Raw genomic sequence first — 13,893 nt, forward strand, 5'->3', positions numbered from 1 at the left:
CGGATATAGATTGAATAGAAGGCCAAAAAGGGGGAACCAAATTTGAGGTTGAGCGAATTGAGCGGTAAGGAAATAGTCGATGTGAATAGGGCGGAAAGATTAGGGATCCTTGGTCAGACCGATTTGGAAATAGATGAAACTGGACAAATTACCTCATTGATCATCCCATCTGTCAAATGGTTCGGCTTTTTAAGGAATGGCAGTGAAATAAGAGTTCCTTGGGAACATATAAAAAAAATCGGTGCGGATATGGTCATCATTGACTTTCAGGAAGGACTTTCACTTAAAGACGGAGAGCATATGGACGGATGATCACGCTCGCGCCAGGCTCCTTGAACTTCACGGAATACAAGCTCGAAAACGCCTTAGCTGGCAATAGCTATGGCGTTTTTTCTTTTCTTATCACCGTTTTTTAAGTGAAAACATAAGATGGCAGGGTAACTAGAGAATGTAGCAAAAACCGAATTGCTTCCTGAAGGAATTGTATATCATGAGGCAAGGAATGTTTAGGATCTTTTATATAAAGAAGGTGACGGTTTTAATGCTCACAGGCATGCAAATCGCTGTAATTGGTGGAGATGCGCGTCAGCTTGAAGTTGTCCGTAAACTGACGGAGCTGGATGCAAAGCTATTATTGGTAGGTTTTGAACAGCTCGACCATGCTTTTACCGGAGCGGTTAAGGAAAAAATGGAAGATATAAACTTCAAGGAATTAGATTCAGTTATTTTACCTGTCCGGGGCACGGATTCAGATGGGAAAGTAGAAACGATCTTTTCCAGTGAAGAGGTTGTTTTGACTGAAGAAATGATAAAAAATACCCCGGCTCATTGCATTTTTTATGCAGGAATCAGTAACGACTACCTTAATGAGATATTCAAGAAAGTGGATCGCAAACTCGTTCTATTGTTCGAACGTGATGATGTGGCTATTTATAATTCGATTCCCACTGTTGAGGGTACAATCATGATGGCCATTCAACATACGGATTTTACTATCCATGGATCGAATGTAGCCGTTCTCGGTCTGGGAAGGGTCGGAATGAGTGTAGCCCGGTCATTCCATGCACTTGGAGCAAAAGTGAAGGTGGGGGCAAGAAAAAGCGAAGATATTGCGAGGATCAGTGAAATGGCATTAGCCCCTTTTCATTTAAATGAACTCGCTGCAGAAATGAAAGATGTTGATATATGTATCAATACGATTCCTTTTCCGATAATTACCGCAAAAGTTATAGCCAATATGCCCGTTCATACATTAATCATCGACCTTGCTTCAAAACCGGGGGGAACGGATTTTCGTTACGCTGAAAAAAGGGGAATTAAGGCGCTGTTGGCACCGAGCCTACCGGGTATAGTTGCCCCGAAAACAGCTGGTCAGATATTAGCGAATGCACTGGGACTATTGATTCAAGGCGAGTTCTTGAAAAGGAAGGGGAAAATGATATGAGTCTCAAAGGGAAACGTATTGGTTTCGGATTAACAGGATCACATTGCACATATGATGAAGTGTTTCCGGAAATAGAAAAACTTGTAAACGAAGGTGCGGAAGTCATTCCAATCGTAACATCGACTGTCCAAAACACGGAAACCCGTTTTGGAAAGGGAGAGGACTGGGTCGAAAGAATAGAAAAATTGACGGGAAACCATGTCGTTGATACAATCGTCAAAGCAGAGCCTTTAGGACCTAAATTGCCACTTGATTGCATGGTGATCGCTCCTTTAACGGGTAACTCAATGAGTAAAATGGCAAATGCACTTACCGATTCGCCAGTACTTATGGCTGCAAAAGCGACGATGAGAAATCACCGTCCAGTCGTGGTCGCGATATCAACTAATGATGCACTTGGGTTAAATGGTGTCAATCTAATGAGGCTGATGGCAGCTAAAGACATTTATTTCGTTCCATATGGCCAGGATAATCCCAAAGGAAAACCAAGTTCCATGGTTGCGAGGATGAGCATGATAAGGGATACGATCATAGCGGCATTGGAAAGGGAACAGATTCAACCTGTCATCGTCGAAAGGTTCAAGGATGATTTAGTCTGAACAAGTATTACTGGCTCAAACCAGCTTTCTAACGACTGACATATATGCATAAATTTGTAGGTTGAAGTTATGAAAAACCACTCCACTACCAGAATATTTTGTTGAAGTGCGACCCTTTGGAATGTTAATGTGTTAAAATAAATGATATTCTGAAAAAGAAGCAGTAAATCCAATAAATAACTAATTTAAGAGATAGAAAAGGAGTATGTATAAATGACTGAGACACAGGGATTGCGTATTGCAGTTGTGGGAGCAACTGGGGCAGTAGGACAACAAATGATTTCAACACTCGAACAAAGGGACTTACCGATTAAGAAAATCATCTTTTTATCATCGGCTCGTTCCGCAGGAATCAAACTTACGTTTAAGGGCGAAGAAATCGAAGTGCAGGAAGCAAAACCTGAAAGCTTTGAAGGCATCGATATCGCTTTATTCAGTGCTGGTGGAAGCGTGTCTAAGGAATTGGCTCCAGAAGCAGTTAAACGCGGTGCGATAGTAGTGGATAATACAAGCGCATTCCGCATGGATGAAAATGTGCCGTTAGTCGTTCCTGAAGTAAATGAAGAAGACTTGAAACAGCATAATGGGATCATTGCAAATCCGAATTGTTCAACTATCCAAATGGTTGTGGCATTGGAACCTATTCGCAAGACATACGGCTTATCAAAAATTGTTGTTTCTACCTATCAGGCTGTTTCGGGTGCAGGTGCAGCTGCGATAAATGAATTAAAGGAACAAGCTCGCGACTTGCTTGATGAAAAAGAAATAGATCCGAAAATTTTACCGGTAAAAGGGGACGAAAAGCATTATCAAATCGCTTTTAACGTCATTCCCCAAATCGATAAATTCCAAGATAACGGGTACACATTCGAAGAGATGAAAATGATTAATGAAACAAAGAAAATCATGCATATGCAAAACCTTCCAGTGGCTGCAACTTGCGTGAGGCTTCCTGTTGTAACAGGTCATTCGGAATCTGTATACATTGAAGTTGAAAAAGAAGGCATAGCGGCTTCTCAGATCAAAGAGCTAATGAAAACGGCACCTGGAATAGTGTTAGAAGATGAACCGGAACAACAAGTTTACCCTACGCCTGCTTCATCCGTCGGCAAGAATGATGTATTCGTCGGTCGGATTCGCAAAGATTTGGATGAAGATAAAGGCTTCCATTTATGGGTGGTTTCCGATAATCTATTAAAAGGAGCAGCTTGGAATTCCGTTCAAATTGCTGAGAGCCTTTTGAAATTAGGTTTGGTTACCGTTAAGTAAAAATTTTATTCTTAATGAACTCGACAGAAAATTAAATTCCAATAGGATAGAGAGTTTTTGTCAGCTTCCCGGATTGGGAAGCTGGCTTATATTTGGGGTGCATATTATGAAAATTATCGTCCAGAAATACGGTGGGACATCCGTTCGTGATGAGGAAAGCCGTTCATTCGCCAAGGGGCATATTGAAAATGCGATTAAAGAAGGCTATAAAGTGGTGGTTGTGGTTTCAGCAATGGGAAGAAAAGGCGATCCTTATGCAACGGATACCTTACTTTCCCTGGTAAATGGAGCGAAAGCCTGCCTTTCAAAACGAGAACAGGATTTACTTATGTCAGTAGGGGAAACGATATCATCTGTCGTATTTACGAACATGCTCTTGGAGCATGGTATTGATGCGGTCGCATATACTGGAGCTCAAGCGGGATTCTTGACGAATACCGACTATTCAAGTGCGAAAATTATCGAAATGAAATGCGACCGTCTCATGAAAGAACTTGAGGTGAAGGATGTCGTCGTTGTAGCGGGTTTCCAGGGAGCGGCTAAAAACGGGGACATCACGACCATAGGCCGTGGTGGAAGTGATACTTCAGCCGCAGCATTAGGTGCGGCATTGCAAGCTGAACGTGTCGATATATTTACGGATGTGGAAGGAATCATGACGGCAGATCCACGTATTGCCGATCAAGCTCGTCCATTATCAATCGTTTCATATACGGAAGTTTGCAATATGGCATATCAAGGGGCGAAGGTCATTCATCCGAGAGCTGTTGAAATTGCGATGCAGGCGAAAGTCCCGATTCGGATAAGGTCAACGTACAGCGAAGGTTTGGGAACACTTGTTACTAGCATGAACAAGGGAAGTCAGGGCAGTGACATACGTGAAAGGCTCGTGACCGGGATTGCCCATGTACCAAAGATCACTCAAATCAAGGTCCGTGCGAAAAAAGATCAATATAATCTGCAGGCAGAAGTTTTCAAAGCAATGGCCAATGCCTCCATTTCAGTGGACTTTATAAATATATATCCAAGTGGCGTTGTTTATACCGTTTCCGAGGAGATGACTGAACTTGCCCTCACGATTTTGGCCGAGCTTGGTCATGAACCGGTCATTGAACGGAATTGTGCCAAGGTTTCAGTAGTCGGTGCAGGCATCAATGGAGTGCCAGGCGTTGCAGCGAAGATTGTCACAGCACTATCCGAAAAGGAAATTGCCATTCTCCAGTCAGCGGACAGCCATACGACAATTTGGGTACTCGTAAAAGAGGAAGATTTAATAGAAGCTGTTAATTCCCTGCACTATGCGTTTCAATTGCATGAAAGGGAAGTCCAATAATCAGGTTTTTTAATAAATAAAGGTTTTAAAAATTAAAGAGGTGTTAGAAATGATATTTGGTAGAGTATCAACCGCAATGGTCACCCCTTTCGATAGCAAGGGAAATGTTGATTTTCAAAAGACGACTTCATTGGTTAATTACTTATTAGCGAATGGAACCGATTCGCTTGTGCTTTCGGGAACGACAGGGGAATCCCCAACTTTATCTTCGGAGGAGAAAATTGCATTATTGCGTCATGTTTCAAAGGTTGTTGAAAAACGTGTTCCCATCATCATGGGTACAGGAAGCAACAATACGTATGCGTCCATCGAGTTGACAAAAAAAGCGGAACAAAATGGCGCCGATGCGATAATGCTGGTTGCCCCGTATTATAGTAAATCTAATCAAGAAGGTCTGTACCAGCATTTTAAGGCTATTGCAGCTAGTACGGCCCTCCCTGTCATGGTATATAATATCCCTGGGCGCGCTTCGGTTAACATTGAACCGGAAACGATCATCCGCCTTTCAAAAATTCCTAATATCGTTGCCGTTAAGGAAGCGAGCGGGGATTTAAACGCTATGACCCAAATCATAGCCGGCACGGATGAAGATTTTGCATTATATAGTGGGGACGACGCTTTAACACTCCCAGTATTGGCTATTGGTGGTGTAGGTGTAGTTTCGGTTGCTTCACATATTGCAGGTAATGAGTTGCAGAAAATAGTGGAGGCCTTCATCAGCGGGGACTTGAAAGAGGCAGCCAGGCTGCATCAGGAACTGTTACCGCTTATAAAAGGTTTGTTTGCAGCGCCAAGCCCTGCACCTGTCAAAACAGCGCTTCAGTTATATGGAATTGACGTTGGATCGGTGAGACTTCCAATCGTGCCATTGACTGAGAAGGAGCGCCTTGCATTAACCAAGGTATTAAAAAAATAAAAAGACACGGAACAAGCTGATCGTTGAAGATTGGCTTGTTTTTACATAAAGATGTATATGAATGGGATATACTTTCCGATTTCGGATAAAAAATAATTGAATTTTTTTATAATCAATCGAAACTGGATAAAAGTACTAAGGAATCTCTTACATAATAGGTTGTTTTATGTTTTATTTGATTAAATGAAAAGTCCCTCTGAAAATGGTAAGTGTTGTCATGTTTTTTGAACATCGGTTATAATGAATTCATTGGGAAATTATGAACGGGATTTTTTAAGGAGGATATTCGATTGGGTAAAGATAAAAATAATGGAATAAAAGTGATTTCTCTTGGAGGACAAGGGGAACTTGGTAAAAATATGTACGTCATTGAGGTGAACGAGGACATCTATCTTCTTGATGCAGGGTTAATGCTGCCAGAAGACGAAATGCTCGGAATCGATGCGGTTATCCCAGATATTTCGTATTTGATGGATAATAAGGAACGGGTGCAGGGAATATTCATTTCCCATGGTCATGAAGACCATATGGGAGCGCTTGCTTATGTCTTGAAATATTTGCCGGTCCCTGTTTATGGAACAAAGCTTACTCTTGCTTTAATCAAAACGAAATTAAAGGAAGATGGCTTTAACGGCCGGGCGACATTCACTGAAATCGATTCGGATTCTCTTTTAAGTTTCCCTCAAGCAGCTGTGTCTTTTTTCCGGACAAATCATAGTATTCCTGATTCCGTCGGAGTCGTGATCCACACTCGTGAAGGTGCAATCGTTTATACAGGGGATTTCAAATTCGATCAAGCAGCAACAGATCTATATAAACCGGAAATCGGTAAAATGGCCGGTATCGGTGAAGAAGGTGTCTTATGCTTGCTTTCGGATAGTACCGGAGCCGAGAGGCCAGGTTATACGACATCAGAAGCAGTTGTGGCCAAAGATATTACAGAGGTATTTCATGCTGCCTCCGGAAGGATCATCGTTGCGTGCTTCGCTTCGAATATCAACCGGATTCAACATGTTTTCAATGCAGCGGCAGCAAGTCGCAGAAAAGTGGCAGTCGTAGGGAAAAGCCTGCAACGCGTTTATGAAACAGCCTTGAACCTTGGCTACTTAAAGGTCGAAGAAGAGCTGATAATCCCAATTAATGAAATTAGCCAGTATGACGACCGTGAAATCGTCGTGTTATCGACTGGTCATCAGGGGGAGCCTATCGCGGCACTTCAAAAAATGGCAAAACAGACCCATAAGCAGGTGACCATCAAAAAGGGAGACACAGTTTTGATCAGTGCATCACCCTTACAGGGCGGCGAACTTATTTTATCCAAAACCGTCGATTTGCTATACAGGGTAGGTGCGGAAGTGGTATCTGCTAATAAATATAAAGTGCACGTAACGGGTCATGGCAGCCAGGAAGAACTGAAAATGATGATCAATTTGATGAATCCTAAATTCCTCATCCCTGTACATGGGGAATACCGCCATTTATATGCCCATCAAAAAGTTGGGATTGCAGCGGGGATTAAGCGTGAAAACATCATCATTGCCGAAAAAGGTGATGTCATCGAACTTAAGGGCAATAAAATGGGCCTTTCCGGCAAAGTCTCTGCAGGAAATATCTTGATAGATGGCAGCGGTGTAGGAGATGTGGGTAATATCGTTCTTCGTGATCGGCGCTTGTTATCCCAGGATGGCATTTTGATTGTAGTGGTCACGTTGAACCGTCAGGATAAAAGCATTGCCGCTGGCCCTGAAATCATTTCAAGGGGCTTCGTATATGTTCGCGAATCAGAGAAAATGATCGGCGAAGCAACTGAAATAGTAAGTGAAATCGTAAAGAAAAATGGGTCGCGCCAACCATTTGATTGGTCCACGCTGAAGCAGGAAATGCGTGATGCGTTAAACCAATTCTTCTATGAAAAAACGAAACGCCGTCCAATGATTTTACCGATCATCATGGAATATTAAGTAAGGAACCCCTGATTTAACAGTCAGGGGTTCTTTTTCTGTTTCAAACCTCTAATATCTTGAAGAATGAAGTCCGAGTCTCGAGACATAATAAAGCTATAGGCTATAAGAGAAAGGGGTTGGCATAGTGGATAATGCACCATTACCAAATGAAAATGAAGGCAAGCAGGAAGGTAAGAATTCAACTTTAATCGAGAAAATTCAGCAGCTGGGAGCTACCAATGTTCCACAACTATCTCAGGACTCAAAAATCCATTGTTTGACGATCATTGGACAAATTGAAGGACATATGCAGCTGCCGCCTCAAAATAAAACGACCAAATATGAACATGTTATTCCGCAAATTGTGGCAATTGAACAAAATCCCAATATAGAGGGGCTGCTTGTCATTTTAAATACAGTCGGAGGAGATGTCGAAGCGGGACTAGCCATCGCAGAAATGCTGGCTTCGCTTTCAAAGCCATCCGTTTCGATTGTGCTTGGGGGAGGTCACTCGATCGGTGTGCCGATTGCAGTTTCGTGTGACCATAGCTATATTGCTGAAACAGCAACGATGACGATTCATCCCATTCGTTTGACAGGTCTGGTCATTGGCGTGCCTCAAACCTTTGAATACTTGGATAAAATGCAGGAAAGAGTCATCAAGTTTGTTACGCGGCACTCCAATGTTACGGAAGAAAGTTTTAAGGATTTAATGTTTGCTAAAGGAAATTTAACTCGAGATATCGGTACGAATGTCATTGGGGCCGAGGCAGTTGAAATCGGAATGATCGATGATGTAGGAGGAGTAGGCCAGGCCATGAGAAAACTGAATAGCTTCATGGAAGAAAGAAGGCCCAAAATTGCCGGGGAAGAGGAGGGGCTTCTGCAATGACGCTTTATACGATCGTTCCTGAAGAAATAATTTTTCCTCATCATCATGAGAAGACGGCAAATTTAATAGAAATGATCTATAATGGTGTACATGTTATGGTTGAGCATGACGGGGGCCGCACATTTCGCATTGATCGAATTGTGAGCACGGATCCTGAAGATTATATGAATGTACACATTCAGCCAGGAGCTGTCATAAATGTGTTCGAACAGATGAATCCTTAGTAAAAAAGACTAACTGAGGTAAATTATGATATACTGGAATGAAAATCAGCAGCCGCTTGGCTGCTTTATTCATTATGTGGCAAATTGTCCGCTAAGAATAAATGGTACATATATCAAGGACAGGCTCAAATTTATTTGGTATAATCAGTGAGCGAACGTTTGTTTCCTGAAGGGAAATCATGTAGTGATGTTGAATAGGAAAGTTAGAATAGTTTCATGAAGAATCAGGTGATATTATGGCAAAGAAGAAACGCAGAAAAAAGAATAGTACAGAGAAGTTAAAACTAACGCTTAAATATGAATTGATCGGCCTCACTTTAATAGGCTTGGCCATCATTGCCATTGCCAAGCTTGGAGCAGTTGGGAATGGGACGGTCTTTTTAATCCGCTTCTTCATGGGGGAATGGTATATCCTCTTTTTGTTGGGAGCAATCGCAGCTGGGTTCTATTTGATGATAAAGAGGGAGGTCCCTTACCTGTTAAAACGGCAATTCGTCGGGATGTATTTCCTTGTTGCGAGCATGCTCTTACTAAGTCATGTGACGCTGTTCAACATGCTTGCAGATGGAGGACCGTTCACGAAGCCCAGCGTCATTTCGAATACATGGGAGCTATTCTGGATGGAAGTGACCGGCAAGGCCAGCACAAAGGACCTTGGGGGCGGTATGATTGGGGCGATATTATTTGCAGCCTCATACTTTTTATTCGACGAAGCTGGATCGAAAATTGTTTCATTCCTTTTTATCATTGTAGGTGCCGTCCTATTGACCGGGAAAACGTTAGGTGAAACCCTCGGGAAGTTTTTCATGGGTCTTGGCGGCTTTTTCAAAAAGCAATGGTCTGCATTCATTGATGATATGAGAACGTGGAATGAAGACAAAAAAGAAAAGAAAAAGAATCCGGTTAAAAAGAAGAAACGGGAAAAAGAACCGGTTGAAGAAACGGATCAGCCCCTTCTGCAAGAAGAGGATACACAGCAAATGGCGACGGAGCGGATCATTTCCAGCTTTGCTGATAAAGCCTATAGCGACGAAGACGAAATAATTCCGGTCGTTACGGAACCTGCCGCTGATAATAAAGAGGACCAGGATGATGCCGTTCCGCCTATGAATTTTACGGAAGTGGAGAATAAAGAATATCTTTTACCGCCTCTTTCTTTATTATTGCAGCCCAAAAAAACGGACCAAAGCGGAGAATACCAATTGATCCATGAAAATGCGGCTAAGCTTGAGCGCACCTTTCATAGCTTTGGAGTGAAAGCGAGGGTCACTCAAGTTCATTTAGGCCCAGCCGTAACCAAATACGAAGTTCATCCGGACGTAGGGGTGAAGGTAAGTAAAATTGTCAGCCTATCCGATGACTTGGCCCTTGCACTGGCCGCAAAGGATATTAGAATCGAAGCTCCGATTCCCGGAAAATCGGCTATCGGAATAGAAGTGCCCAACTCCGAAGTGGCGATGGTGTCATTAAGGGAAGTTTTAGAGGCCAAGGAAGTTGACAAGCCTGACGCAAAACTGCAAATAGGCCTAGGTCGGAACATTTCCGGTGAAGCGGTTAAGGCGGAGCTCAATAAAATGCCGCATTTACTAGTGGCTGGTGCTACTGGCAGCGGGAAATCCGTTTGTATCAACGGGATTATCACGAGCATCCTGATGCGGGCAAAACCGCATGAAGTGAAAATGATGATGATCGATCCAAAAATGGTGGAGCTGAATGTCTATAATGGAATTCCCCACTTACTCGCACCTGTAGTGACAAATCCAAAGAAAGCTGCACAGGCTTTGCAAAAAGTGGTCAGTGAAATGGAAAGGCGCTATGAGCTATTTTCTCATTCCGGTACGCGTAATATTGAAGGCTACAATGATTATATTAACCGATATAACATCGAAGAAGATGCCAAACAACCGCTCTTGCCTTATATCGTAGTCATTGTCGATGAGCTGGCGGATTTAATGATGGTCGCCTCAAATGATGTAGAGGATGCCATCACACGGCTTGCGCAAATGGCACGTGCCGCGGGCATCCACTTGATAATTGCCACTCAGCGGCCATCCGTAGATGTAATTACAGGGGTCATTAAAGCGAACATCCCATCTCGGATTGCTTTTAGTGTCTCATCAATGACTGATTCGAGAACGATCCTCGACATGGGCGGAGCTGAAAAACTGTTAGGCCGGGGTGACATGCTCTTCCTGCCTGCAGGAGCTTCAAAACCGGTTCGCGTCCAAGGTGCCTTTTTATCCGACAATGAAGTCGAGGAAGTTGTCACATATGTCATTTCACAGCAAAAAGCACAATACAACGAAGAGATGATACCCGATGAAATTGCAGAAACTTCAAATGGTGAAGTCGAAGATGATTTATATGGGGATGCCGTGTCCTTGATCGTAGAAATGCAGACTGCATCGGTTTCCATGCTGCAGCGCCGTTTCCGGATTGGCTATACGCGGGCAGCGAGATTGATTGATGAAATGGAAGCGAGGGGAATTGTCGGTCCATATGAAGGCAGTAAACCACGAAATGTATTGGTCACTAAAGATGAACAGGATGAAGCGCATTCATCATAATTAAAAAACCGGGCAGCAGCCCGGTTTTTTAATTATTCATCGCCTCGTCTAAATGTTTAAGGCAGAAGTCGGTAATCATCGCTTCTTCATCTTCTTCTAAATCGAATTCGAGTGCGCCCTCATTACCTTTTTCAAAAATATCATATTTAATCAATTTTCCTACTTGCTCTTCCGCTGCAAAAAGCACCCGGATATATAAACCATTTTCTGAAAAGAGCTCATCCTCTTCAGGCACTTCAATATCCAAGAACAACTCGTAACGTTCCCCGGACAAAATACCAAATGGATCATTCAATTTTTCGATCGTGTATTCTGTAATCTTTAACATCTTGTGTACATCCCTTCAAAGAAGATAAATCCTATTATACAGGAAAACAGCATCTTGAACAGAGCTGCATTCATTTTGCATTTTCAAAAAAAATTTATCTGATTTAGGAGAATAATCGTACAAATTCCGGGGCCTTTTCTAGATTAAAAGACACAGGGAAGGGTAATTTCTCCTAAATTCTTTTAAAGTAAATAGTAAAACACTATTTATTTATGTCAAAAAAAATGTTATATTATTTTCGATTAGTAGGAATGATTCAACATCAGAGGTCTGATGTCTTAAGAAATTAGCTGGGGGAAACTGTATGTCAATAAAATCAGATAGTCGACATTTATATTTGCAGGTCATTGATTACCTGAAGCAGGATATTGAAGCTGGAGTCTATCAGGAAAATGAAAAATTCCCTTCAGAATTCGATCTTGCAAAAAAATTGGGAGTTAGTAGGGCGACACTTCGAGAAGCGCTGCGAATTTTAGAAGAAGAAAACATCATCATTCGCCGCCATGGAGTTGGGACTTTCGTCAATCCGAAACCTCGGTTCACTTCAGGTATCGAGCAATTAAAAAGTGTCACGAACATGATTGAAGAGGCAGGAATGAAACCGGGTACGATTTTCTTAAGCTCGACGGCCCAAGAACCTACAGAAGAGGATATACGCAGGTTTTCGTGTTCCACAGATGAACGCATCGTCATCATCGAACGAGTAAGGACTGCGAATGGGGAGCCAGTTGTCTACTGTATTGACAAAATTCCTGAATCTATACTATCAGAAAATTTTGACCGTAATGATGAGTCTCTTTTAGATATTTTGGAAAGAGATGCGCATCGAAAAATTACGCATGCCGTAGCAGAGATTGAGCCTATTGGATATCATGAGAAAGTTTCTCCTATCCTTAAATGCTCGCCAGAAGCCGCACTACTCGTTCTAAAGCAGATGCATCTGGATGATTGGGACCAGCCTATCCTGTATTCTGTAAACTACTTTAAAGCCAATATGTTCAGCTTTCATGTTCTTCGTAAACGTGTGTAGGTCTTGACTCTGCATACGGGTGAATGCAAGCGTTTGTTTCGATTCCGAAAAAGTCGATCAAGCGGATGCAAAAAAAATTAACGAGAAGTGAAAACGCAAACATGAATGACTTTTCAGAACATTCCTGCTCAAAAAACTATGTAAAACTAGGGGGATAAAAATTGAAAAAGCGCAAATTAGGACTAGCTCTTTCACTTGTTCTTGCAGCCGGTACGCTACTGGGAGCATGTGGTAATTCAGAGAATGATGATAAAGAATCTTCAAATGGGAAAAACAAAGATAACTTCACTGTTGCAATGGTAACTGATACTGGCGGCGTGGATGACGAGTCGTTCAACCAATCCGCTTGGAAGGGCATTCAGGAATTCGGTAAGGATAATGGTCTGGAAAAAGGTAAGGATGGCTACAACTACCTGCAATCTAAATCTGATGCAGATTACGCTAAAAACCTGAATACGCTTGTACGTGAAGATTACCAACTAATCTATGGTATCGGTTTTCTTTTAGCCGAAGCTGTTGGTGAAGTGGCCGACCAACGTCCGGATTCAAACTTTGCCATCGTGGATACAGTTGTAGATAAAAAGAATGTAGCCAGCATCAATTTTAAAGAGCAGCAAGGTTCATTCCTTGTAGGTGTAATTGCCGGTCTGCAAACGAAAACAAACAAGGTCGGTTTTATCGGCGGAGTTGAATCTGAATTAATCAAGAAATTCGAAGTTGGCTTTAAGGCTGGGGTTTTATCTGTAAATCCGGATGCGAAAGTTGAAGTTAAATATGCCGGAGATTTCAATAAAGCTGATATCGGTAAATCCACAGCAGGCTCCATGTATTCTTCAGGCATCGATATCATTTATCATGCTGCTGGCGGAACTGGAAAAGGTGTATTCACTGAAGCAGTCGAGCAAAAGCAAAAAGATCCTAAGAGGGAAATCTATGTTATCGGTGTAGATAGCGACCAAGCTAAATTAGGGGCAGTTCCTGGAACTGACGACAACATCACACTTACTTCCATGCTAAAACGTGTTGACGTGGCAGTTAAAGACCTTTCCGAGAAAGCGAAAGAAGGAAACTTCCCAGGCGGAAAAGTAATTGAGTACGGTATCGAAGAAAATGGTGTAGGCATTTCCGATACAAAAGATAACGTAACAGAAGAATCTTTAAAAGCGGTCGAAGAGTGGACAGAAAAAATTAAATCAGGTGAATTCGTAGTTCCGGGAACGGATGAAGAATTCAAAAAACTTGATTTATAATCTCTAATGCCAGAAAGAATAGGGAGGCGAATTGCCCTCTATTCTTTCTTTTCCCAATTGGTCTTTGCAACTGAAAAATATCGAATGAAAAACTATGA

Annotated in this window: 13 protein-coding genes; 12 read left to right on the plus strand and 1 reads right to left on the minus strand. The window is 42.2% G+C overall.

Annotated features, from left to right (window positions below):
- The first annotated feature begins 42 nt into the window (after positions 1-42).
- From ACQKMF_RS16895 to ACQKMF_RS16940, 10 genes are all read left to right on the plus strand, one after another.
- The gene (locus tag ACQKMF_RS16895) at positions 43-312 is read left to right on the plus strand and encodes a YlmC/YmxH family sporulation protein (protein WP_402941861.1); all 270 of its coding nucleotides are present in this window, start codon (positions 43-45) and stop codon (positions 310-312) included.
- Positions 313-541: 229 nt separating this feature from the next.
- Entirely contained in the window at positions 542-1,444 is a 903-nt protein-coding gene (dpaA, locus tag ACQKMF_RS16900; RefSeq protein WP_101224744.1) for a dipicolinic acid synthetase subunit A, read from the plus strand.
- A complete protein-coding gene (locus tag ACQKMF_RS16905; protein WP_101224686.1) occupies positions 1,441-2,043 on the plus strand; it encodes a dipicolinate synthase subunit B in 603 nt (200 codons plus the stop codon). The genes dpaA and ACQKMF_RS16905 overlap by 4 nt, the downstream gene beginning before the upstream one ends.
- Before the next feature lie 213 nt (positions 2,044-2,256).
- Positions 2,257-3,312 carry an aspartate-semialdehyde dehydrogenase gene (asd, locus tag ACQKMF_RS16910; RefSeq protein WP_101224687.1) on the plus strand — a complete coding sequence of 352 codons (1,056 nt, stop codon included), beginning with the start codon at positions 2,257-2,259 and terminating at the stop codon, positions 3,310-3,312.
- 106 nt (positions 3,313-3,418) lie between these two features.
- Entirely contained in the window at positions 3,419-4,645 is a 1,227-nt protein-coding gene (gene dapG, locus ACQKMF_RS16915; protein ID WP_230177473.1) for an aspartate kinase, read from the plus strand.
- Positions 4,646-4,694: 49 nt separating this feature from the next.
- The gene (dapA, locus tag ACQKMF_RS16920) at positions 4,695-5,561 is read left to right on the plus strand and encodes a 4-hydroxy-tetrahydrodipicolinate synthase (RefSeq protein ID WP_427574131.1); all 867 of its coding nucleotides are present in this window, start codon (positions 4,695-4,697) and stop codon (positions 5,559-5,561) included.
- 290 nt (positions 5,562-5,851) lie between these two features.
- On the plus strand, positions 5,852-7,522 hold the full coding sequence (locus ACQKMF_RS16925) for a ribonuclease J (protein WP_101224690.1): 1,671 nt from the start codon (positions 5,852-5,854) through the stop codon (positions 7,520-7,522).
- Between the two features lie 127 nt (positions 7,523-7,649).
- Complete coding sequence (locus tag ACQKMF_RS16930) at positions 7,650-8,396, plus strand: ClpP family protease (protein ID WP_034313566.1); 747 nt, start codon at positions 7,650-7,652, stop codon at positions 8,394-8,396.
- Positions 8,393-8,620 carry a YlzJ-like family protein gene (locus ACQKMF_RS16935; RefSeq protein WP_063231821.1) on the plus strand — a complete coding sequence of 76 codons (228 nt, stop codon included), beginning with the start codon at positions 8,393-8,395 and terminating at the stop codon, positions 8,618-8,620. Before ACQKMF_RS16930 ends, ACQKMF_RS16935 begins: the two co-directional genes overlap by 4 nt.
- A 236-nt stretch (positions 8,621-8,856) precedes the next feature.
- A complete protein-coding gene (locus tag ACQKMF_RS16940; RefSeq protein WP_101224691.1) occupies positions 8,857-11,187 on the plus strand; it encodes a DNA translocase FtsK in 2,331 nt (776 codons plus the stop codon).
- Positions 11,188-11,215: 28 nt separating this feature from the next.
- Here the strand turns inward: ACQKMF_RS16940 and ACQKMF_RS16945 are convergent, their stop codons facing one another.
- Positions 11,216-11,515: a DUF6509 family protein gene (locus tag ACQKMF_RS16945; RefSeq protein ID WP_101224692.1), complete on the minus strand. Its 300-nt coding sequence runs from the start codon at positions 11,513-11,515 to the stop codon at positions 11,216-11,218.
- 304 nt (positions 11,516-11,819) lie between these two features.
- Between ACQKMF_RS16945 and ACQKMF_RS16950 the strand changes: the two genes are divergently transcribed.
- Both ACQKMF_RS16950 and ACQKMF_RS16955 read left to right on the plus strand, forming a co-directional pair.
- On the plus strand, positions 11,820-12,545 hold the full coding sequence (locus ACQKMF_RS16950) for a GntR family transcriptional regulator (RefSeq protein ID WP_101224693.1): 726 nt from the start codon (positions 11,820-11,822) through the stop codon (positions 12,543-12,545).
- A gap of 161 nt (positions 12,546-12,706) precedes the next feature.
- Positions 12,707-13,795: a BMP family lipoprotein gene (locus ACQKMF_RS16955; RefSeq protein WP_095678836.1), complete on the plus strand. Its 1,089-nt coding sequence runs from the start codon at positions 12,707-12,709 to the stop codon at positions 13,793-13,795.
- Positions 13,796-13,893: the final 98 nt, after the last annotated feature.

Origin of the sequence: Peribacillus sp. NPDC101480 (assembly GCF_050277335.1) — a bacterium.
GTDB lineage: Bacteria > Bacillota > Bacilli > Bacillales > DSM-1321 > Peribacillus.